Here is a 269-nt window from a genome sequence, read left to right on the forward strand (position 1 = left end):
CCTTTAATGAAAAAGAAATATTTAATAAAATATCTTTGGAATTTATTTAATAATAAGGAAAATAAGATGACAGCCAATAATAATAATGAAACCCTAACAACCGATACCAATCCGCCTATTGCTGATCATAGTGCTGAAAACAAACTTCCTGCTCCTGAACATGATAGAGAGCCATTGGCTACCTTGAATCAAAAAGCCAATGGCGGGCGTTTAGAGTTACTGGAAGAACGTCCTGTCGTTAACAAAGAACGCTTGGATGTGGGTAAGGT

Annotated in this window: 1 protein-coding gene; it reads left to right on the forward strand. The window is 36.4% G+C overall.

Annotation, left to right across the window (positions count from 1 at the left end; genetic code table 11):
* On the forward strand, positions 1-269 hold a 269-nt coding region (locus AAEZ05_RS28765), incomplete at both ends, for a hypothetical protein (RefSeq protein ID WP_350650001.1).

Origin of the sequence: Pseudomonas sp. HY13-MNA-CIBAN-0226 (assembly GCF_040310305.1) — a bacterium.
Taxonomy (GTDB): Bacteria; Pseudomonadota; Gammaproteobacteria; order Pseudomonadales; family Pseudomonadaceae; genus Aquipseudomonas; species Aquipseudomonas gregormendelii.